We start from the raw sequence: 18,982 nt of genomic DNA on the forward strand, positions 1-18,982 counted from the left end.
GGGACCTTCCCGCATGTTCTCGATTCCCCGCCCGTCCCGGCGGCACCTGCTCGTCGGCGGCGCGGTCGGCGCGCTCGCCCTCGCGGCGGCGGCCGTCCTGCCGTCGCCGAACGCGATGGCGGCGACCGGCTGCGCCGTCACCTACACCACCAACTCCTGGCCCGGCGGCTTCACCGCGAGCGTGGTGGTGCGCAACCTCGGTGACCCGGTGAGCAACTGGACGCTCGGCTTCACCTTCCCCGACGGTGGCCAGCGCGTCGTGCAGGGCTGGTCGGCCACCTGGCAGCAGAGCGGCTCGGCGGTCACCGCGCGCAGCCTGGACTACAACGGCGCGCTCGGCACCGGCGCGAGCACGACCGTCGGCTTCAACGGCTCGTGGACCGGCGCGAACCCGAACCCCACGTCGTTCACGCTCAACGGAACGGCCTGCACCGGCGGCACGAGCACCCCGCCGCCCGCGACCACGCCGCCACCGACCACTCCCCCGCCGACCACCCCGCCCCCCACCACCCCGCCGCCGACCGGCACCACGCCGGTCGCCATCAACGGCCAGCTCCAGGTGTGCGGCGTCAACCTCTGCAACCAGTACGGACGGCCGATCCAGCTGCGCGGCATGAGCACGCACGGGTTGCAGTGGTTCGCCAACTGCTACACCGACGCCTCACTGGACGTGCTGGCGAACGAGTGGCGCTCCGACCTGCTTCGCGTGTCGATGTACGTGCAGGAGCAGGGCTACGAGACCAACCCGGCCGGATTCACCGCCCAGGTGAACACGCTCGTGGACAAGGCCGAGGCCCGGGGCATGTACGCCCTGATCGACTTCCACACGCTCACCCCCGGCGACCCGATGTACAACCTGGACCGGGCCAAGACGTTCTTCGCCAACGTGTCGGCGCGCAACGCCGCGAAGAAGAACGTGATCTACGAGATCACCAACGAGCCCAACGGAGTGAGCTGGTCGACCATCCGCACCTACGCCGAGCAGGTCATCCCGGTGATCCGGGCCAACGACCCGGACGCGGTGATCATCGTCGGCACCCGCGGCTGGTCCTCGCTGGGCGTCTCCGACGGCAGCAACTCCGACGAGATCGTGAACAACCCGGTGCGGGCGCAGAACATCATGTACACGTTCCACTTCTACGCCGCGTCGCACCAGGACAACTACCGCAACGAGGTGCAGCGCGCGGCGAGCCGGCTCCCGCTGTTCGTCACCGAGTTCGGCACCGTCACCTACACCGGTGACGGCGCCGTCGACACCGCCAGCAGCAACGCCTGGCTCGACCTGCTCGACCGGCTGAAGATCAGCTACGCCAACTGGACGTTCTCCGACGCTCCCGAGGGCTCGGCGGCGCTCCGGCCGGGCACCTGCGCGTCCGGCTCGTTCAGCGGCACGTCGGTGCTCACCGAGTCCGGCGCGTACATGCGCGACCGGATCCGCACCGCCGACAACTTCCCCACCTCCTGACCGGGCGGCCGGCGGCGATCCTTTCCCCTTCGGGTCGCCGCCGGTCAGCCCTCCACCAGGCCGGCCCGGCGCCACAGCGCCCGGCCCGGACCGGCGACGAGGCCCAGGTCGGTCAGGTGGTCGGCGATCCGCTGCGCGGACCAGCGCAGCGTGGCCCGCCAGTGCGGATTCGCGCGCGCCGCGGCGCGGCCGGCCGCCGGGTCGATCCCCACCGCCGCGTACGCCCGCGGGTGCACCAGGCGCCGCGTGATCGAGTACGCGGCCCGGCCGATCACCAGCCGCGCGTACGCGAGCGCCACCGGTCCGGCGGCCTCGACCTGCCGGGTCAGCTCGTCGCGGGCGAAGCGCACGTGCCGCGCCTCCTCCACCACATGGATGCGCGACACCATCCGGATCAGGGGCTGCAACGACTCGTCGGCCATGATCTCGCGCTGGAACGAGTCGAGGATCTCCTCCGCGATCAGGATGGCCGCGTACATCTGCGGGCCGGTCGCGGTGGACTTGAGCCAGCGCCCGAGCAGGTGGTCGAACGGCTCGGCGCGGTAGACCGGGGCGCCCGCGGCCTCGATGAGCCGCCCGAACATGATGGAGTGCCGGCACTCGTCGGCGACCTCGGTGAGCGCGTACTGGGCGTGCCGGCTGGTCGGGTCCGCGTCGTAGTACTGCCGGATCAGCATCTGCATGAGGATCGTCTCGAACCAGATCCCGGCGCTGGCCGCGCTGGCGACCTCGTGCTTGGTCAGCTCGACCCGCTGCTCCTCGGTCAGCCCGTCCCACAGTGGAGTGCCGTAGAGGCTGCTGCGCGACGGCGGCAGCCAGTACGCGCCGGGCACCGGTGGCGCCGACCAGTCGATGTCGACCATCGGGTCGTAGCTGGTGCGCACCGAGGCGGAGAGCAGGCGGTCGGCGACCGCCTCGCGCGGGAATCCGGCCATGACCCCTCCATATTGACGTAACTTCGAGTAACTGTTACGAGTGGTAGCATGCGACGCACCACCACCGATGTCAATGGCCCCGACTCCCCCGGGGAGCCGGCCGCACCCCGCCCCGGCGGGCGGCGCGACCGCTGGGCCGACCACCGCGAGCAGCGGCGGCAGGAACTGATCGCCGCCGCCGTCCAGGCACTGCTGCGGCACGGCCCGAGCGTCGACATGGACCAGGTCGCCGCCACCGCCGGGGTCAGCAAGCCGGTGCTCTACCGCTACTTTGCCGACAAGGCACAGCTCTGGCTGGCGGTCAGCGAGATGGTCGCGGCGCGCGTGGTGGCCGCCATCGCGCCCGCCGTGGAGCAGGTACGCGAGGAGCGCGCGCTGGTCGAGGCGACGATCGACGCGTACCTGAGCGTGGTCGAGTACGAGCCGTCGCTCTACCGGTTCCTCGTGCACGAGTCCGGGCATCCCGGCATCCAGCAGGTGGTCACCGGCACCAGCCGGCAGGTGGCGACCGGGCTGGCCCGGGTCATCGGCGACCGGCTGCGCGCGCTCGGACTCGACGCCGGCCCGGCCGAGCCGTGGGCGTACGGGCTGGTCGGGTTCGTCCAGGCGGTCGGCGACTGGTGGACCACGCACGGGCAGCCGATCCACCGGGCCGCGCTCACCGAATACCTGACCACGCTGCTGTGGAGCGGCATCGAGGGGGTCCGCCGGGGCGCGGACCTGCCACCGGAGCTGACCCGCGCGCACGAACGGATCGACAGGTGACCTGGGAGGGCACGGCCCAGGTCGCCGGCACCACGGTACGGCTGCACGGCGGCGGCCGGTTCGAGCCGGTCGACGGCCGCTACCACTGGGCCGGGCGGGTCGAGCCGGAGCCGCGCCTGGTGCGGCTGCTGCGCTCCGGCCGCCGGGACGTGGAGGTCCGGATCGGCGAGCGGGTCACCAGGGCCCGGCTGGCCGAGGTGGACCCGTGGGGCGGTGTCCGCATCACCGGCGTCGGCACGCCACCCTGGCCGCCGGACGACGAGTGATCCGGGCCGTACCGTGAAGGGATGACGCCTCCCGCCACCGTGCTGCTGGTCTTCGGCCGCGGGGTGGTGGCCGGCGACGACGGCTACCGGCTCACCGCGGAGAGCGTCGCGCGCACCGAGGCCGCGGTGGCCTACGTCCGCGCGCACGCCGAGGCGTTCCGCCGCGCGCCGGACGCCCGCGTCGTGTTCACCGGCGGCTGGCCGCACAGCCGGGCCGGCGCGCCCGGCCCGCCCGCCGGATACCGGGAGGCGGAGCTGATGCGGGCGCTGGCGCGCGAGGCCGGCCTCGACGCGTACGCCCGGTCGGCGGCCGAGACCCGCTCCCGCACCACACTGCAGAACCTGGCGCACACCGTCCAGGACGGGCTGCTGGGCGCGGCGGAGTTCACCGCGCGGCACCCGCTCGGGCTGGTCTCCCACCCGTGGCACCTGCCCCGCGTCCGGATGCTGGCCGCACGCGTGCTCGGCCTGTCCGGCCCGGCGCTGACCGACGTGCCGGTGACCGCCCCCGACCCGGTGCCCGTCCGGCGGGAGCGGGCCGCCCGGGCACTGAGCCGGATCGGCCTCCTCGGTGTGCGTACCCCGGAGGCGTCGCTGCGCCGCGAGCGGGCGCTGACCCGCGCCGCCGACCGGATCGGACGCCTCACGCCCCGGCGGTGATTCACCACCGCGCGCCGGGGGTACGAGCGTCCTCGATCGACCCGGCGGGCCGTGCCGGCGGGCGAGTCCACCCGGGAGGTTCCGTGATCGTGCTCGTGCCGGTGTACCGGCCCGGTGACCGGCTGCCGCCGCTGGTCGGCGACCTGCGGGCGGCGCTGCCCGGCGCCGGGGTGCTCGTCGTCGACGACGGCAGCGGCCCGGCCGCCGACGGGGTGCTGCGCGCGGCCCGCGACCAGGGCGCGACGGTGCTGCGCCGCCGGGTCAACCGGGGCAAGGGCGTGGTGCTGCGCACCGGCTTCCGGTACGCCTCGACGCACCTCCCCGGGCGTGACGTGGTCTGTGTGGACGCCGACGGCCAGCACGGCGTGCCCGACGTGTGCGCGGTGGCCGAGCGGACGCGCGCCACCGGCGCGACGACGCTGGGCGTACGCGAGTTCGACGGCGAGGTCCCGGCGCGCAGCCGGTTCGGCAACGCGGCGACCCGGGTGGCGTTCCGGCTGGCGACCGGCCGGGACGTGCGGGACACCCAGACCGGGCTGCGCGCCCACCCGGCCGCCCTGCTCGGCTGGCTCACCACGATCCCCGGTGACCGCTTCGAGTACGAGATGAACGTGCTGCTGCGGGTGGTGCGCGCCGGGCTGCCGGTCGAACAGGTGGACATCGCCACCCGCTACCACGGCGACAACTCGGGGTCGCACTTCTCCGTGCTCGCCGACTCGGTACGGATCTACCGGCCGCTCGCCGCCTCCGCGCTCGCGCGTGTGACCGGGCGCTCCGAGGTGGACGGCCCCCCGGCCACCGCCGTCACGACGTCGCGTCCCACACCTGCGTCTCGAACTGCCTGAGCTGCTCGCGCAGCGACGGCGGATACGTGGTGCGGTACGGGTGCTCCCCGGCCGGGACCACCCGGACCATCTCGTCGATCATCTCCTGCGGATCGCGCTGGTGGCCGAGGTAGTCGCCGAAGTCGGGACGGGGCAGCAGGGCTCCGGACTCGTCCACCACTGGGACATGGTCTCCACGCCGGTGTCGTTGTACCCGGTCCGGTACGGGCCCGGGCTGATCACCGCGACGCGTACCCCGCGCGGTTCCAGCTCGCCCTTCATGGCCCAGGCCAGCGCCTCGATCGCGTGTTTGGTGGCGGCGTAGACGCCGATGAAGGGACGGGTCCGTACGCCCACCGCCGAGGACACCCAGACCACCTTTCCCGCGCCCCGGGCCAGCATCGGCGGCACCAGGTCCTGCGCCAGGTGCAGGTGGCCGAACACGTTCACCTCGAACGACCGGCGGACCCGCTCCATCGGGATCTCCACCACCGCGCCGGCCTCCTGCACGCCGGCGTTGAGCACCAGGATGTCCACCCGGTGCCGGGCCGCGGCGGCCCGGTCGGCCGGGTCGGTGACGTCCAGCTTGATCGCGTCCAGGGTGACGCCGGCCCGCTGCGCCTCGGCGCGCAGTTCGCGGACCTGGGGCCAGACCTGCGCGGCGGCGATCACGTGGTGGCCGTCGCGGGCCAGCCCGAGCGCGGTGCCCCGGCCGAGCCCGCTGCCGGCCCCGGTGATCAGGATGTCGGCCATCGAGCTCAGCCCTGCCGGGCCTTCTGCCGCCGGTCGGACTTGTTGAGGACGAACAGCTTGCCCCGGCGCCGGACCACGATCGAGTCGGCCTTGCGCTTGAGCGCGCGCAGGGAGCTTCGGACCTTCATATCCGCTCCTTCGGTTCCCGCCGGTGTCCGTCCGGCACGGGTACCCGCCGGCGCGGCGCTCATGCCCGAGCGGGGTGGTGGCGTCGCCGTGGCGGGACGCCACCACCTCGTCGTACGGGCGGATCAGGCGGTCGTGCAGGTGCTCCCGTTCAGCGTGAACGAGGCGGGCCGGCCGGTGTTGCCGGTGTGGGTGGCCTGGAAGCCGATGTCCACCGAGCCGCCCGGCGGGATCGACGCGTTGTAGGACACGTTGCGGGCGGTCACCGCGCCGCTGGACGGGCTGTACGTGGCGTTCCAGCCGCCGGTGATCGTCTGGCCGCCCGGCAACGTGAACGCGAGGTTCCAGCCGTTGATCGCCGTGGTGGACGTGTTGGTGATCGTCACCGCGGTGGTCAGGCCGTTGTTCCAGGCGTTCACCACGTACCCGACCCGGCAGGCGCCCGACGCCGGCGGCGTGGTCGGCGGCGTCGTGGTGGGCGGAGGCGGAGTGGTGGGCGGAGGCGTCGTCGGCGCAGGCGTCGTCGGCGCAGGCGTGGTGGGGACGGCCGTGGTGGGCGGCGGCGAACTGAAGTCCAGGCCGAAGAAGCGGATGACCTGCGCCGCGTCCACCGGCAGGTTGTGCGTGACGCCCTGCATGCTGATCGCCTCGACGGTCGCGGTGCCGCCGGTGCCGCCGTAGCGGGTACGGGTGTAGCCGGGCTGCGGACTGTCCGTGTAGTCGGGCGTCTGGCTCAACCCGTTGACGTTCGTCCACTGGTCGATCTGCTCGCCGAAGTTCGGGTAGCGCAGCGTCTCGTCGTTGGTGCCGTGCCAGATCTGCATCCGCGGGCGCGGACCGGTGTAGCCGGGGTAGGCGTTGCGCACCAGGTCACCCCACTGCTGCGGGGTCTTCAGCACCTGACCGTTGGCGCACTCGCTGTTCCACTCCGAGCCGTTCGTGGTGGCGAAACAGCCGAACGGCACACCGGCGAAGGCGGCGCCGGCGCGGAACACGTCCGGGTAGTCGCCGAGCAGGACGTTCGTCATCATCGCCCCGGACGAGGTGCCGGTGGTGAAGATTCGCTGCGAGTCGACCGGGTAGCGCTGGCGTACGTAGTCCACCATCGACTTGACGCCCACCGGGTCGCTGCCGCCGTCCCGACGCAGCGCCTGGGGCGAGGAGACGTCGAAGCACTTGCTGCTGCGGGTCACCGACGGGTAGATCACGATGTAGCCGTACCGGTCGGCGAGCGCCGCGAACTGGGTGCCCGAGTACATGGCCGGGCCGCTGCCGGTGCAGTAGTGGTTCACCACGAGCAGCCCGGGACGGGCCGCCACGGTGTCCGGGACGTACAGGTACATGCGCAGGTTGCTCGGGTTGGTGCCGAAGTTCGTCACCTCGGTCAGCGCGGCGGCCGAGGCCGGACCGGGGACGGCGAGCGCCGCCGCCACGGCGAGCCCGGCAGCGGCCAGCGCCGCGCCGAGCAGCCGGAGTCTGCTCTTTCTGGACAGCATGCTGTTCTCCTCGGTGGTGGGAACGCCGCGCGACGCGGCGTTCTCGCCGGCGAGGCGCCTGCGACGGGCGGCCCGGACCCTCGGAGACGAGATAGACAGTCGCGGATCGATGCGACTCGAATCGGAGTCTAGGCCCCGCCCGGCGGGCCGACAACCGCCGCGGTCACCCGGCGGGCGCGGTCGGGGTGGGTGAGCACGTCCACGCTGTCCACGTACTGGTCCACCGCGCCCACCGGCGGACGCTCGCGCAACTCCGGGTCGCTGATCGCGGCCCGCAGCGCCTCGACGAACCGGCAGGCGTGCAGCACGAGGAACGGCCGGTCGTGGAACGGCCGCGCCGCCGGGTCCACCGGCGGCGCCAGCGCGGCGTCGTTCGTCCAGCCGGCCACCGTCTCCAGCGCCCGGACCAGGCCGGGCTGCCGGGCCGCCCAGTCACCCGGGCCGAGCGCGGCGCCGAGCCCGTCTGCCACCGGCGCCGCGTCCGGCAGCGTCGCGAACACCGTGCCGAGCCATTTCGCGTACGGGGGCCAGCGCCGGTGCAGCAGTAGACCGAGGCGCATCAGGTCCCGGGCCAGCCCGGCGACCACGACCCGGCTGCCCAGGTCGTCGCCGACCTCGGCGCAGCGGCCGGCCAGGTGCTCGGCCTGGGCGACCCGCTGCCACCCGGAGGCCAGCACGTGCCGCCACACGTCGTCCGGATACCACGCGAGCCGGGCGCGGACACCGGTGAGCGCGCCGTCGAGCCCGTCGTGGAACACCGCTCCCCCGGTCAGCTCGGCCAGGCGCTGCGTCGGCGTCGCCAGCCAGTCCGCCACCGACATCCCGGCGCGCGGATCGGTGCCGAGCCGGTCGCGCAGCCAGCCGCCGAGTTCGTCCACCGTCACGCCGTGCCGGTCGCCGTCGGCGTGCACCGTGCCGAGCCGCGCCTCCGGCCCGCCGGCGTACCGGGTCGGCCAGCCGAGGAACCGCGCCGGCAACTCCGCGTCCAGCACCGCCCGTACCGGCGCCACGTCGTGCGTCCTGCCCACGAAGACCTGGGTACGCGGACCCCAGTCGTGGTCGGTGGAGCGGGGCGTGTCGAGGCCGAGCAGCTCGGAGCCGCCGTCGAGCAGACCGGCGGAGTACGGCAGGCCGGGCAGCCGCCGCGCCAGCAGCGGACCCACCACCTCGTCGTGGAACCGGCGGGCCAGGGTCAGGCCGGGTACGAAGCTCACCCCGCCAGTCTGCTCATGCCGCGCCCCGCGCGCGCCCGGGTTTCCGGCCCGGCGGTCGCCTCCCCCATCTCGTCACAGGGCTGTGGAAGGCTTGTCGCCGTGGCACACCGACAGCCGATCCTCCTGATCGACTCCCCCAGCCTCTACTTCCGCGCCTACTTCGGCATCCCCGAGTCGGCCGCGAAGACCGACAACGGCCAGCCGGTGAACGCCGTACGCGGCTTCCTCGACATGCTCGCCCAGCTCGTGCGCACCCGCCGGCCCGACCGCATGATCTGCGCGCTCGACCACGACTGGCGGCCGGCGTGGCGGGTCGAGCTGCTGCCGTCGTACAAGGCGCACCGGGTCGCGCCCGAGGGCGGCGAGGTCGTGCCGGACACGTTGTCCCCGCAGGTGCCGATGATCCTCGAGGTGCTGGATGCGCTCGGCATCCCCGCCGTGGGCGCCACCGGCTACGAGGCCGACGACGTGCTCGGCACGCTCTCGGTGACCCAGCCGGGCCCGGTCGAGGTGGTCTCCGGCGACCGCGACCTGTTTCAGCTCGTCGACGACGCGCACCCGGTGCGCCTGCTCTACGTCGGCCGGGGCGTGGCCAAGCTGGACGACTGCGACGACGCGGCGGTCCGCACCCGTTACGGCGTGCCCGCCGACCGGTACGCCGACTTCGCGGCGCTGCGCGGCGACCCCAGCGACGGCCTGCCCGGCGTCGCCGGGGTCGGCGAGAAGACCGCCGCCCGGCTGATCGACCGCTACGGCGGCCTCGACGGCATCCTGGCCGCGCTCGACGACCCGCGCTCCGGATTCGCGCCGGGGCTGCGGGCCAAGCTCGACGCCGCCCGCGACTACCTGGCGGTGGCGCCGAAGGTGGTCCGGGTCGCCACCGACGTGCCGCTGCCCGAGCTGGACCCGACACTGCCGACGGCGCCGAGAAATCCGGACCGGCTGCTGGAGCTGGCGCAGCGCTGGAACCTGGCCGGCTCGTGCCGCCGTCTGGTCGACGCCCTCGCGGGCGACCGATCGTGATCAGTTGATCACGGTCGGCGGTCGGTGCTCCGGCGCGACGGGAACTGAGCGCCGGGCTGCGCCAGCGTCGAGCGGGCCCGCAGGCCGACCGGGTCCGGCGCCGGCTCGGCGGGGGCAGCCGTGGACGGTCCGTCGTCGAGCCTCGAACTGATGTACGCGGCCCCGGCGCGGTCGTCGTCCGACGGCGCGGCGAGCAGCGCGTAGACCAGCCCGACCACGCCGAAGACCACGGCGAGCACGATCGGCACCAGCAGTCCGCTCACCTCGGTGCCGGAGGCCGGCCCGCGGCTCTCGTGCAGGTGCACCGACAGCGCGCTCATGCCGGTGAAGTGCATGCCGTTCACCGCGATGCCCATGACCAGCGCGGAAGCGGCGATGGCGAGCACCCGCCGGACGGTCATCGCCAGCCAGAGCGCCACGGTGGCGGCCACGATCGCGATGACCACGGAGAGCGTCACCCGCAGCGGGTCGTAGCCGAACGAGCCGTCCAGGCGCATCGCGGCCATGCCGGTGTAGTGCATGGCGGCCACCCCGGCGCCGGTGAAGAACCCGCCGGCCAGCAGCCGGGGCGCGGCGAGCCGGCCGGTGCCCACGATCCACAGCCCGATGCCGACCGACACCACCGCGATCACCGTGCTGGCGGCCGTCAGCGGCACGTCGTACCGGATACGGGTGCCGCTGACGGCGAACCCGAGCATCGCCATGAAGTGCATGGCCCAGATGGCGGTGCCGCCCAGCGCCCATGCCGCGAGCAGGCCCCACCAGGCACGCTGCCCGCCGCTGGTGGCGGTCCGGATCCGCCCGGCGCAGACCAGCCCGAGCGCCGAGCCGAGCACCGACAACGCGTAGCTGAGCGCGGGTGTGATCCACCCGTACTCGAAGTGATTGATCTCGCCCACGACGCCCTTCCCTCACCTCGGCCGAGCGCGAAGCACGGCACGCCCGGGGGCAATGATCGGGCAGGCCCTGATCAGGGCATGCATCGACCCCCCGAGAATTCGCGCAGTGGCAGCGTCGTGACGCAGCGATGCGTCGGTTTTCGGCCGCGCGTGACCGAAAGTGATCCTCAGGCCGAGGCGTGGTAGGCCAGCACACCCCGGTTGACCGCCGCGATGGCCTGGCGGGCCGTGCCACGCAGCTCGGCGGAGGCGCCACCGGAGTCGGCGACCTGGCCGAGCAGGTCGACCACCTGGCGCGCCCAGCGGACGAAGTCGCCCGCCGGCATCTCCCCGTCGATCTGGTGGCCGCTGGCCAGCACCTTCGCCAGCGCCTCGCCGCGCGCCCAGCGGTAGATCGGCCAGGCGAAGCCGAGATCCGGCTCCCTGGTCACGGCGAGGCCGCGCGCCGCCTCGTCCGCCTCGATGTCCCCCCACAGCTTGAGCGTCTCGTCGACCGCGTCGGCGACCGCGCCACGCGGCAGCGACGCCCGCTCGTCGACGTCCCGCCGGGCCTCGAAGACCACCACCGACACGGCGGCGGCCAGCTCGGCCGGGGACAGGCCGTCCCACACGCGGCGGCGCAGGCACTCGGCCACCAGCAGGTCGGCCTCGGTCCAGATCCGGGCCAGCATCCGCCCGGCGTCGGTGACCTCGCCGTCGGCGGCCAGGTAGCCGCGCGCGGTCAGCAGTGCGACGATCCGGTCGAAGGTCCGGGCCAGCGAGCCGGTCCGCCCGGACACCCGCTGACGCAGCTCCTCGGTGTCGCGTTCCAGCCGGCGCCGCCGCTCCGCCCAGCGGGCGTGCTCCTCCCGGTCCGGGCAGGCGTGGCACGGGTGCGCGCGCAGCTCGACGCGGAGCTGGCTGAGCCGGTGGTCCTCCCCCGCCGCCTGACGGGACCGGCCGCCCCGCCGCCCGCCGTGCCGGTCCAGGCCGGTGCCGCTGACCGCCGCGGCCAGATCCCGCCGGGCCGCGGGCGAACGGTGGTTGAAGTGCTTCGGCACCCGGATCCGGGTGAGCACCTCGGCCGGAGTGGTGAAGTCGCCGGGGGTGACCCGCCCGGCCCAGCGGTCCTGGGTGAGGACCAGCGGCCGGGGCTCGCCGAACCCGCCGGTGGCCGGGTCCAGCACCACCGCCAGGCCGGCTCGCCGCCCGGACGGCACCCGGATCACGTCACCGACCCGCAGCCGCTCCAGCGAGGCCACGGCCGCCGCCTTGCGCTGGGTCTGGCCCTGCCGGGCGATGGCGCGTTCCCGGTCGGCGATCGCCACCCGCAGCGCGAAGTACTCGTCGAAGTCGCCGTGGTGGCAGGCGGCCTCCGCGCCGTACGCCTCGATCGTCTCGGTGTTGCGCTGCACCTGCCGGGCCAGGCCGACCACCGACCGGTCGGCCTGGAACTGCGCGAACGAGGACTCCAGCAGTTCCCGGGCCGGCGCCGCGCCGACGCTGCCGACCAGGTTGACCGCCATGTTGTACGAGGGCCGGAAGCTGGAGCGCAGCGGATAGGTGCGCGTGGAGGCGAGCCCGGCGACGTGCCGGGGGTCGGTCTCCGGCGACCAGACCACCACCGCGTGGCCCTCCACGTCGATGCCCCGGCGGCCGGCCCGGCCGGTGAGCTGGGTGTACTCGCCGGGGGTGAGGTCGACGTGGGCCTCGCCGTTGAACTTGACCAGGCGTTCCAGCACCACGCAGCGGGCCGGCATGTTGATGCCCAGCGCGAGCGTCTCGGTGGCGAAGACGGCCTTGACCAGCCCGCGGACGAACAGCTCCTCGACGACCTCCTTGAACGCCGGGAGCATGCCGGCGTGGTGCGCGGCCAGGCCCCGCTCCAGCCCGTCCAGCCACTCCCAGTAGCCGAGCACGGACAGGTCCTCGCCGGGGATGGCGGTGACCCGCGACTCGACCACCCGGCGGATCTCGGCGCGTTCGTCCGGGGAGGTGAGGCGCAGCCCGGCGGCGAGGCACTGCTGCACGGCGGCGTCGCAGCCGGCGCGGCTGAAGATGAACAGGATGGCCGGGAGCAGCCCTTCCCGGTCGAGCCGGTCGACGATGTCCGGGCGCATCGGGCCACGCCAGCGGGGGCCGCGCCGCCCGCCGCCGGGGCCGGCGCTGCGGCCCTCGCCCAGTTCCAGGCGCCGCATCGTGTCGCGGGTGTAGCGCAGCAGCTCGGGGTGCACGTCGTGCTTGCGGGCGGCGTCGGCGTCGTGGAACAGGTCGAACATCCGCTTGCCGACGAGCATGTGCTGCCACAGCGGTACCGGGCGGTGCTCGGAGACCACCACGGCGGTCTCGCCGCGCACGGTGACCAGCCAGTCGGCGAACTCCTCGGCGTTGGAGACGGTGGCCGACAGCGACACCAGCGTGACCGACTCCGGCAGGTGGATGATCACCTCTTCCCAGACCCCGCCGCGGAACCGGTCGGCCAGGTAGTGGACCTCGTCCATCACCACGTACGCCAGGCCCTCGAGGGTGGCCGAGCCGGCGTAGAGCATGTTGCGCAGCACCTCGGTGGTCATCACCACCACCGGCGCGTCCCCGTTGATCGCGTTGTCGCCGGTGAGCAGGCCGACGTGCGCGGCGCCGTAGCGGTCCACCAGGTCGTGGTACTTCTGGTTGGACAGCGCCTTGATCGGCGTGGTGTAGAAGCACTTGCGCCGGGTCGCGGGCGCGTCGCCGCCGGGCCGGCCGCGCAGCGCCAGGTGCACCGCGAACTCGCCCACCACGGTCTTGCCGGCGCCGGTGGGGGCGCAGACCAGCACGCCGCTGCCCCGCTCCAGCGCCTCGCACGCCTCGCGCTGGAAGTCGTCGAGATCGAACCCGAGATCCAGGGAGAATTCGTCCAGGGCCGGGAAGGCGGAGGCCTGCGCGGCCCGGCGGCGCGCCGCGGCGTACCGCTCGGCGGGGCTCGACATGGATCCAAGATTAATCGGTGCCGCCGAGGAGTACCGGTCAAGGCCATCCGGCAGGACGGTCGGAGCGGTCGGTAGGGTGCACGACGTGCCGGACCGTACCGAACTGCCCCACGTCTCGAGCGGCGCCGACGACGCCGTCCGCCCGGGCCCGTCCCGCCGGCCCGTGGAGGCGGTGCTCTTCGACTTCCACGGCACCCTCGCCCAGGTGGAGGAGCCGCTGGACTGGGTGCTCGCCGCCGCGGCCGCCTGCGGCGTCGAACTGGACCGGATCCGGGCCACCTCGCTCGCCGACCGGCTGCTCACCGCCGGGCGTGCCGGTGGCCCGCTGCCGGCGCGGGTGCCGCCCCGGCTGGCCGAGCTGTGGGCCGACCGTGACCTGTACCCGCACGCGCACCGGGGCGCGTACACCGGGCTGGCCGAGACCGTGGACACCGGCATCGACGGGTTCGCCGACGCGCTCTACGAGCGGGTGCTGGTGCCCGAGGGCTGGGTGCCGTACCCGGATACGGCACCGGTGCTGGGTGCGCTGCGGTCCGCCGGGGTGAAGGTGGCAGTGGTCAGCAACATCGGCTTCGACCTGCGGCCGCTGTTCGCCGCCTGGGACCTCGACGCGCTCGTCGACGCGTACGCGCTGTCGTACGAGGTGGGGCGCTGCAAGCCGGACCCGGGCATCTTCCTGCGGGCCTGCGGGATGCTCGGCGTCGACCCGGAGCGCACCCTCATGGTGGGCGACACCCCGGCCGACGCGGGCGCGGTGGCGGCCGGGTGCGGGGTGCTGGTGCTGCCCTGCGCCGACGCGGGCCGCCCGAACGGACTCGGCGCGGTGCTGGACCTGGCCGGGGCCGTCTGAGAACACCCCCCAGCGGCGCAAACGCGTCGCGGCGCACCGGCTACCGTCAGGGGCATGACCGGTGCCCACCCCTTGCCGCCGCGTGCGCCGGGACGGCTCGGCGGGGTCGCGCTGGTGCTCGGCGGGGCCCTGTCGGTGCAGTTCGGCTCCGCGCTGGCCGCGCTGCTGTTCCCGCGTACCGGGGTGGCCGGGGCGGTGACGCTGCGGCTGACCATCGGCGCCCTGCTGATGCTCGTGGTCTGCCGCCCCCGGGTACGCGGGTACGGACGCCGCGACTGGGCCTCGGTGCTGGCGTTCGGGCTGGCCCTGGCCGGCATGAACTCGATCTTCTACCAGGCGATCGAGCGGATCCCGCTCGGCCCGGCCGTCACCCTGGAGGTGCTCGGGCCGCTGGCGCTTTCGGTGATCGCCGCGCGCCGGGTGGCCGCCTGGTGCTGGGCCGCGCTGGCACTGGCCGGGGTGGTCCTGCTCGGCCAGGGCGGGTTCGACCGGCTCGACCCGGCCGGCGCCGCGCTGGCCCTCACGGCGGGTGCCATGTGGGCCGCGTACATCGTCTGCTCGGCGCGCATCGGCGCGCGGTTCCCCGGCGCGGACGGGCTGGCCCTCGCGCTGACCGTCGCGGCGCTGCTGACGCTGCCGTTCGGGCTTGCGGACGGCGGTGGCCGGCTGGCCGACCCGGTGGTGCTGGGGCTCGGCACCGGGCTGGCGCTGCTCGCGTCGGTGCTGCCGTACAGCCTGGAGCTGGCCGCGTTGCGGCGGCTGCCGACGGCGACGTTCGCGGTGATGATGAGCCTCGGACCGGCGATCGCCGCGGTGGCCGGCTGGCTGGTGCTCGGGCAGGCACTGCGCCCGGTCGAGGTGCTCGCCATCGCGCTCGTGGTCGCCGCGAGCGCCGGCGCGGTCCGCGCCGCCGCCCCTCCAGCAGCGCCTCCGCCTCCGCCCGCCCCGCCTTCACCCGCGCCGCCGGCCGTTGCCGGCCCGCCGGGTGCCGCGGATGCGCCGGTGGTCAGCGCAGCAGCCGCAGCGCCGCCGGCACGGCAGTGACGGTCACCGGCAGGTCGAGGGAGCGCTCCCCGTCGGCGTACGTGGTGATGCCCTCGGCGGCCAGCTCCACCGTCCGCGCCCGGTAGACGCGCGCCAGCGGGTGCGTGACGTGGGTGCCCTGGTAGATCTGCGGCTTGACCCGCATCAGCGTGCGCCTGTCGAACCGCCCGCCCACCACCACGTCCAGCAGGCCGTCGTGCGGGTCGGCGTCCGGGCAGATCCGCATGCCGCCGCCGTAGCTGGCCGTGTTTCCCACCGCGACCAGCACCGCGTCGACCTCCTGCGCCTGTCCGTCGAGGACCAGCCGGTAGCGGCGTGGTCGCAGCCGGGCCAGCTCCACCACGATCGCCAGGTCGTACCGGCGGGGGCCGCGCGGCCAGCGCATCCGGTTGGCGCGTTCGTTGACGATCGCGTCGAAGCCGGCCGCGAGCACCGCCCCGAACCAGCGGTCGGCCTCGCCGGGCCGGGACAGCCGCGCCAGGTCGACCGGGCGGGAACGGCCGGCGGCGAGCGCCGCGGTGATCACCTCGACGGCGGCCATGGGGTCGGCCGGGAATCCGGTGTCCACGGCGAAGTCGTTGCCGGTGCCCGCCGGGACCGGCCCGAACGGCACGGCGGTGCCGGCGACCGCCTGCAACGCGCGGTGCATCGTGCCGTCGCCGCCCACCGCGACGAGCGCCCCGGCGCCGCCGGCGACCGCGGCGTGGCACGCCGCCTCCGCCTCCCCGGGGGTACGCGCGCGCAGCAGCTCGACCGGGCGGCCCGCTCCGGCGAGGCGCTCCAGGATGCCGGGCAGCAGACCGCGGTGCCGCCCCCGGCCCGCGGTCGGGTTGGCGAGCACGGCGACGGGGCCGGGCGGGACATGATCGTGCGCGGTCACGGCGAGCACCGTACGGCACAGGTCCCGCAGGTCACCAGAGCGACATCGCGGACATGCGGCCGGCGCACGCCGACGGCGCCCGGCAGGGGGTGCCGGGCGCCGTCGCGGGGGTGGTTCAGGGCAGGTCGATCGGGCGCAGCACCCGGTCCACCGCGTGGGCGATCTGCTTGTTGCCCTTGTTGATGTCGTACCGCACCACCTTGGCGTTGCGGTCGCTGGTGTCGGCGTCGACAAGGCGCACCTGCCGGCCGAACCAGTAGTGCTTCACGTCCACCTCGACGGTGGCGCCGAGCGCGGTGGTCAGGTCCGCGCCGTCGGCCTTCAGCGCCGCCTTGCGGTCGATCGTCGCGCCAGGCACGACGTGGTAGAGCAGGACATCCTCCACGGTGTCCACGCCCAGGCCGGCGACCGCGTCGAACGCGGCCTTCTCGCCCGGCAGCTTCTTCGCGGCGGTGATGTCCCGGACCAGCTCGCGGAACGCGTAGTCGTTCGGCACGAACGCGGTGAGCGCGACGTTGCCGTCGGTGAGCACCTTCACCGGCGAGTCCGGCTTGGCCTGCAGCACCGTCAGGACCGCCTTCGTGAGCACGTCGAAGTCCCACGGATTGCGGTCGAAGCCGCTCTTGTCGGCGGTGAGCACGGCGGCCAGCGACCGCGTACCCGGCTGCTTGGCACCGGCCTGGGCGGGCACGGCGACGGCGGTGGTGGCCACCGCCGCGGCCGTGGCGCCCACGGCCAGCCGGGCGGCGAGACGAGCGATGTTCATCGGGGAGCCTTTCGTCGAAGCGACCAGGTCCGTGACTGTCGTCACGACCATTGCTTCGCCCGCACCGTCCCCGGTGGATGCAGCCGGATCGACGCGTTTTCCCGGCCGCCTCAGCGCACCACCAGCCGCTTGCTCACCGACGGCACGCCGTCGCCCTTGACCTTCAGCGACCAGTCGCCGGCCGCGCCGAGCGTCACCACCGTCTCGGCAGTGCCGTTGGCCTCCGCCTTCATCTCGGCGACCCGCTTGCCGTCGGGGTTGAGCACGTACAGCGTCCGGGCTCCGGCGGTCTTGTTCGTCACCTTGAACGCGAGCTTCTCGCCGGGCTCGGCGATCAGGGCGTCCACACCGGTCATCGCGTCGTCGGTCAGCTCGATGGCCACCGACCGGTCGTAGGCCACCTCGGCCGCGGCGCTGGCAAGGTTGCCGTCGTCCGACACGGTGATCTTCGTGCGCACGCCGTCGCCCTGCCGGCCGGGCTTGCAGGCCACCTCGTACGTGCCGGTCTGCAGCGAGGCACGCAGGTCGCCGGTGCGGCCCGCCGGCACGTCCGCGACCTCGGCGATCACCTTGGTGAAGGCGTCACCCTCCCGGCCGTAGACGTAGACGCCGGTGGCCTGCTGACCCCGGTTGGTCACGGTGAAGGTGACGGTGCCCGGGGTGAACAGCGTGGTGGTGACCTCGCAACTGGTGTCGGTGGCGGTCACCGGCACCTGCTGGCCTTTCGGCGCGGGCTCGTCGTCACCGCAGGCGGTGAGCGCGGTGGCCGCGCAGAGGAGGGTCAGGACGGCGGCGGTACGGCTCTTCATCGGGTTCTCCGGTGCACAGGTCAGACGGGCTGACCGGAACGGGGCGCCGACGCACCCCGGCACACCGCCCGGGGGGCTCGGCGGAGTCAGCAGAGTCTAAGCGCGTACGGCGTCCCGGCAAGGCCCGAGGGCGACCCGATCTGCCCGCGCACCGGGCGATCCGCGCGACCGGCATGATGGCGGCATGCGGCTGGTCTCCCTGCTCCCCTCCGCCACCGAGATCGTGTACGCGCTCGGCCTCGGCGACGACCTCGTCGGCGTCACCTTCGAGTGCGAGGTGCCCCCGGCGTACCGGTCGGGCACCACTGTGGTCGTCGGCGGCCGGGACACCCGGGGCATGAGTCCCGGCGACATCGACGCGTACGTCAAGGCGCAGGTCGCGGCCGGCGCGGACCTCTACACGCTGCACTCCGGGGCGCTGGCCGGGCTGGACCCGGACCTGATCCTCACCCAGGACCTGTGCCGCGTCTGCGCGCTGCCGTCGGGCCGGGTCGCCGACGCGGTGGCGCACCTGGGGTGCCGGGCGGACGTGCTGTCGCTGGACCCGTACACCCTGGACGACGTGCTGGAGTCGATCCGGGCGGTGGGCGCGGCGGCCCGGGTGCCGGATCGCGCGGAGGCCCTCGTCGACGGCCTGCGGGCCCGGCTCGCGGCGGTCCGCGCGGCGGTGGCGGGCCGGCCCCGGCCACGGGTCGCGGTGGTCGAGTGGGTGGACCCGCCGTTCGGCGCCGGGCACTGGATCCCGGACCTGGTCGACGTGGCAGGCGGTGAGCCGGTGGGCACCCACCGCGGCGCCCGGTCCGGCCCGACCACCTGGGAGGCGCTGCGGGCGGCTCGCCCCGAGGTGGTGCTGGTGGCGCCGTGCGGGTTCCGTCTCGACGGCGCCGCCGAGCAGGCCTCCGCGGTGGCCGGGCACTTCCCCGGCGCACAGGTGTGGGCGCTGGACGCGGACGGGCTGATCGTGCGCGCCGGCCCCCGCCTGGTAGACGGCGCCGAAACGACAGCCGCCATCCTCCACCCCGACGCGCTCCCCGCCGCCCCGCCCGAAGTAGCCCGCCGCATCACCTGACCCCCGCCCCCGCCCCCGCCCCGGCCCCGGCCCAGGCCCGGCCCGGTGATCTTGCACTTCCTGCCCGGGCAAAGTGCGGAAACCGGTCATCCGAGGGGCAGCAAGTCCATGATCAACGTAAGGGCGGACCGTCGCGCGGGCATCGAGTTCAAGGGTCGGCGGAGGGCAGGGTGCCGGGTCCTCGGCGCGG

20 protein-coding genes are annotated in these 18,982 nt (G+C 74.3%); 9 read left to right on the forward strand and 11 right to left on the reverse strand.

The genetic code is table 11. The features are described 5' to 3' along the window. Window positions 1-13 precede the first annotated feature (13 nt). Window positions 14-1,465: a cellulase family glycosylhydrolase gene (locus tag O7607_RS27860; RefSeq protein WP_269707093.1), complete on the forward strand. Its 1,452-nt coding sequence runs from the start codon at window positions 14-16 to the stop codon at window positions 1,463-1,465. 44 nt (window positions 1,466-1,509) lie between these two features. Here O7607_RS27860 and O7607_RS27865 read toward each other — a convergent pair whose 3' ends face one another. After that, window positions 1,510-2,400: an AurF N-oxygenase family protein gene (locus O7607_RS27865; protein WP_269706415.1), complete on the reverse strand. Its 891-nt coding sequence runs from the start codon at window positions 2,398-2,400 to the stop codon at window positions 1,510-1,512. Window positions 2,401-2,448: 48 nt separating this feature from the next. On the opposite strand from O7607_RS27865, the gene O7607_RS27870 reads away from it, so the two are divergent. From O7607_RS27870 to O7607_RS27885, 4 genes are all read left to right on the forward strand, one after another. Further along, window positions 2,449-3,165 carry a TetR/AcrR family transcriptional regulator gene (locus O7607_RS27870; protein ID WP_269706416.1) on the forward strand — a complete coding sequence of 239 codons (717 nt, stop codon included), beginning with the start codon at window positions 2,449-2,451 and terminating at the stop codon, window positions 3,163-3,165. Further along, entirely contained in the window at window positions 3,162-3,431 is a 270-nt protein-coding gene (locus O7607_RS27875; RefSeq protein WP_269706417.1) for a DUF4873 domain-containing protein, read from the forward strand. The genes O7607_RS27870 and O7607_RS27875 overlap by 4 nt, the downstream gene beginning before the upstream one ends. A gap of 21 nt (window positions 3,432-3,452) precedes the next feature. Further along, on the forward strand, window positions 3,453-4,091 hold the full coding sequence (locus O7607_RS27880; RefSeq protein ID WP_269706418.1) for a YdcF family protein: 639 nt from the start codon (window positions 3,453-3,455) through the stop codon (window positions 4,089-4,091). Window positions 4,092-4,174: 83 nt separating this feature from the next. Further along, window positions 4,175-4,936, forward strand: a complete 762-nt coding sequence (locus tag O7607_RS27885) for a glycosyltransferase family 2 protein (RefSeq protein WP_269706419.1) — start codon at window positions 4,175-4,177, stop codon at window positions 4,934-4,936. On the opposite strand, the gene O7607_RS27890 is transcribed toward O7607_RS27885, so the two are convergent. From O7607_RS27890 to O7607_RS27910, 5 genes are all read right to left on the reverse strand, one after another. Continuing rightward, a complete protein-coding gene (locus O7607_RS27890; RefSeq protein WP_269706420.1) occupies window positions 4,896-5,093 on the reverse strand; it encodes a hypothetical protein in 198 nt (65 codons plus the stop codon). The two genes, O7607_RS27885 and O7607_RS27890, sit on opposite strands and share 41 nt — an antisense overlap. Beyond that, the gene (locus O7607_RS27895) at window positions 5,015-5,668 is read right to left on the reverse strand and encodes an SDR family oxidoreductase (protein ID WP_269706421.1); all 654 of its coding nucleotides are present in this window, start codon (window positions 5,666-5,668) and stop codon (window positions 5,015-5,017) included. Before O7607_RS27895 ends, O7607_RS27890 begins: the two co-directional genes overlap by 79 nt. A 5-nt stretch (window positions 5,669-5,673) precedes the next feature. Continuing rightward, window positions 5,674-5,796 (reverse strand): ribosomal protein bL36, encoded by a 123-nt coding sequence (locus O7607_RS27900; RefSeq protein WP_043324353.1) that lies wholly within the window; start codon window positions 5,794-5,796, stop codon window positions 5,674-5,676. 123 nt (window positions 5,797-5,919) lie between these two features. Continuing rightward, window positions 5,920-7,290, reverse strand: a complete 1,371-nt coding sequence (locus tag O7607_RS27905; protein WP_269706422.1) for an extracellular catalytic domain type 1 short-chain-length polyhydroxyalkanoate depolymerase — start codon at window positions 7,288-7,290, stop codon at window positions 5,920-5,922. 128 nt (window positions 7,291-7,418) lie between these two features. Further along, on the reverse strand, window positions 7,419-8,504 hold the full coding sequence (locus tag O7607_RS27910) for a DUF4037 domain-containing protein (protein ID WP_269706423.1): 1,086 nt from the start codon (window positions 8,502-8,504) through the stop codon (window positions 7,419-7,421). A 99-nt stretch (window positions 8,505-8,603) separates the two neighbouring features. Here O7607_RS27910 and O7607_RS27915 point away from each other — a divergent pair, with 99 nt between their 5' ends. Next, on the forward strand, window positions 8,604-9,527 hold the full coding sequence (locus O7607_RS27915) for a 5'-3' exonuclease (RefSeq protein ID WP_269706424.1): 924 nt from the start codon (window positions 8,604-8,606) through the stop codon (window positions 9,525-9,527). Between the two features lie 8 nt (window positions 9,528-9,535). Here the strand turns inward: O7607_RS27915 and O7607_RS27920 are convergent, their stop codons facing one another. Then, on the reverse strand, window positions 9,536-10,426 hold the full coding sequence (locus O7607_RS27920; RefSeq protein ID WP_269706425.1) for an MHYT domain-containing protein: 891 nt from the start codon (window positions 10,424-10,426) through the stop codon (window positions 9,536-9,538). Window positions 10,427-10,593: 167 nt separating this feature from the next. Next, a complete protein-coding gene (locus O7607_RS27925; protein WP_269706426.1) occupies window positions 10,594-13,374 on the reverse strand; it encodes a DEAD/DEAH box helicase in 2,781 nt (926 codons plus the stop codon). A gap of 85 nt (window positions 13,375-13,459) precedes the next feature. Between O7607_RS27925 and O7607_RS27930 the strand changes: the two genes are divergently transcribed. Continuing rightward, complete coding sequence (locus O7607_RS27930; protein ID WP_442929504.1) at window positions 13,460-14,224, forward strand: HAD family hydrolase; 765 nt, start codon at window positions 13,460-13,462, stop codon at window positions 14,222-14,224. A 54-nt stretch (window positions 14,225-14,278) separates the two neighbouring features. After that, complete coding sequence (locus tag O7607_RS27935) at window positions 14,279-15,268, forward strand: EamA family transporter (protein WP_269706427.1); 990 nt, start codon at window positions 14,279-14,281, stop codon at window positions 15,266-15,268. On the opposite strand, the gene O7607_RS27940 is transcribed toward O7607_RS27935, so the two are convergent. The 3 genes from O7607_RS27940 to O7607_RS27950 form a co-directional block, all read right to left on the reverse strand. After that, a complete protein-coding gene (locus O7607_RS27940; protein ID WP_269706428.1) occupies window positions 15,231-16,157 on the reverse strand; it encodes a diacylglycerol kinase family protein in 927 nt (308 codons plus the stop codon). The two genes, O7607_RS27935 and O7607_RS27940, sit on opposite strands and share 38 nt — an antisense overlap. A 106-nt stretch (window positions 16,158-16,263) precedes the next feature. Further along, the gene (locus tag O7607_RS27945; RefSeq protein ID WP_269706429.1) at window positions 16,264-16,965 is read right to left on the reverse strand and encodes a fasciclin domain-containing protein; all 702 of its coding nucleotides are present in this window, start codon (window positions 16,963-16,965) and stop codon (window positions 16,264-16,266) included. Window positions 16,966-17,024: 59 nt separating this feature from the next. Further along, window positions 17,025-17,723 (reverse strand): hypothetical protein, encoded by a 699-nt coding sequence (locus tag O7607_RS27950; protein WP_269706430.1) that lies wholly within the window; start codon window positions 17,721-17,723, stop codon window positions 17,025-17,027. Between the two features lie 184 nt (window positions 17,724-17,907). Here O7607_RS27950 and O7607_RS27955 point away from each other — a divergent pair, with 184 nt between their 5' ends. Then, window positions 17,908-18,792, forward strand: coding sequence for an ABC transporter substrate-binding protein (locus O7607_RS27955; RefSeq protein WP_269706431.1), 885 nt, complete (start codon window positions 17,908-17,910; stop codon window positions 18,790-18,792). Window positions 18,793-18,982: the final 190 nt, after the last annotated feature.

The organism is Micromonospora sp. WMMA1949 (assembly GCF_027460145.1).
Classification (GTDB): Bacteria; Actinomycetota; Actinomycetes; order Mycobacteriales; family Micromonosporaceae; genus Micromonospora.

What these genes read in the sequence shown, in the direction of transcription:
- O7607_RS27870 (WP_269706416.1), top strand. Translation starts at nt 2,449, where the DNA reads ATGCGACGCACCACCACCGATGTCAATGGCCCCGACTCCCCCGGGGAG.
- O7607_RS27865 (WP_269706415.1), bottom strand. Translation starts at nt 2,400, where the DNA reads ATGGCCGGATTCCCGCGCGAGGCGGTCGCCGACCGCCTGCTCTCCGCC.
- O7607_RS27900 (WP_043324353.1), bottom strand. Translation starts at nt 5,796, where the DNA reads ATGAAGGTCCGAAGCTCCCTGCGCGCGCTCAAGCGCAAGGCCGACTCG.
- O7607_RS27935 (WP_269706427.1), top strand. Translation starts at nt 14,279, where the DNA reads ATGACCGGTGCCCACCCCTTGCCGCCGCGTGCGCCGGGACGGCTCGGC.
- O7607_RS27955 (WP_269706431.1), top strand. Translation starts at nt 17,908, where the DNA reads ATGCGGCTGGTCTCCCTGCTCCCCTCCGCCACCGAGATCGTGTACGCG.
- O7607_RS27945 (WP_269706429.1), bottom strand. Translation starts at nt 16,965, where the DNA reads ATGGTCGTGACGACAGTCACGGACCTGGTCGCTTCGACGAAAGGCTCC.
- O7607_RS27860 (WP_269707093.1), top strand. Translation starts at nt 14, where the DNA reads ATGTTCTCGATTCCCCGCCCGTCCCGGCGGCACCTGCTCGTCGGCGGC.
- O7607_RS27880 (WP_269706418.1), top strand. Translation starts at nt 3,453, where the DNA reads ATGACGCCTCCCGCCACCGTGCTGCTGGTCTTCGGCCGCGGGGTGGTG.
- O7607_RS27950 (WP_269706430.1), bottom strand. Translation starts at nt 17,723, where the DNA reads ATGAAGAGCCGTACCGCCGCCGTCCTGACCCTCCTCTGCGCGGCCACC.
- O7607_RS27925 (WP_269706426.1), bottom strand. Translation starts at nt 13,374, where the DNA reads ATGTCGAGCCCCGCCGAGCGGTACGCCGCGGCGCGCCGCCGGGCCGCG.
- O7607_RS27905 (WP_269706422.1), bottom strand. Translation starts at nt 7,290, where the DNA reads ATGCTGTCCAGAAAGAGCAGACTCCGGCTGCTCGGCGCGGCGCTGGCC.
- O7607_RS27895 (WP_269706421.1), bottom strand. Translation starts at nt 5,668, where the DNA reads ATGGCCGACATCCTGATCACCGGGGCCGGCAGCGGGCTCGGCCGGGGC.